This window comes from Streptomyces sp. SID5464 (assembly GCF_009862985.1).
Taxonomy (GTDB): domain Bacteria; phylum Actinomycetota; class Actinomycetes; order Streptomycetales; family Streptomycetaceae; genus Streptomyces; species Streptomyces chartreusis_D.
In genome coordinates this window covers 1-826 of record NZ_WWIQ01000008.1, presented here as the reverse complement: position 1 = coordinate 826, position 826 = coordinate 1, and the positions used below count along the sequence as shown (strand labels likewise).

At 68.4% G+C, this 826-nt stretch carries 1 protein-coding gene; it reads left to right on the top strand.

What is annotated here, in order from left to right; genetic code table 11:
• Positions 1-92: 92 nt before the first annotated feature.
• A protein-coding gene (locus GTY47_RS07645) for an IS5 family transposase (protein ID WP_234025769.1) occupies positions 93-826 on the top strand; the annotation gives its coding sequence in 2 pieces (ribosomal slippage) (positions 93-429 and positions 429-826; 735 coding nt annotated over the 2 pieces). This gene is flagged as partial in the annotation.

Genomic DNA, 826 nt, shown 5'->3' with positions numbered 1-826 from the left:
ACAACGGCTAACACAATGAGGTGGATCGACGCTGATGGCCGTTGCTGACATGTGAGTTGAGCGTTCGGTCGGGTGTGGAGAGTTCGCCGTGGATGGTGTCGGATGAGCTGTGGGACCGCTTGGAGCCGCTGCTGCCGCAGCGCGAGCGGCGCTTCAGGTACCCGGGTCGCAAGCCGCTGCCGGACCGGGATGTGCTGTGCGGGATCCTCTACGTACTGCACACCGGGATCCAGTGGGAGTACCTGCCGAAGCAACTCGGTTTCGGCTCGGGCATGACGTGCTGGCGACGGCTGCGGGACTGGAACGAGGCCGGCGTGTGGCAGCGGCTGCACGAGGTACTGCTCGCCGAGCTGAACGCGGCGGCGAAGCTCGACTGGTCCCGCTGCGTGGTCGACTCTTCGCACGTCAGGGCGTTTAAAGGGGGATCCACACGGGCCCCTCGCCGGTCGACCGGGGCCGGGCGGGCTCGAAACATCACCTGATCACCGACGGACACGGCACCCCGCTCGCGGTCCTGGTCACGGGCGGCAACCGCAACGACGTCACCCAGCTGCTGCCGTTGCCGGACGCGATCCCACCGGTCCGTGGCCGGGTCGGCCGTCCCCGCCGCAAACCGGACTCGCTCTTCGCCGACCGCGGCTACGACCACGACCCTTACCGCAACCAGGTCCGTGAGCGAGGCATCGTGCCAGCCATCGCCCGCCGCGGCACCCGGCACGGCACAGGACTGGGCACCTACCGGTGGGTGATCGAGCGGACCTTCGCCTGGCTCCACGGCTTCCGACGCCTGCGCATCCGCTGGGAACGGCGCGCTGACATTCATGAA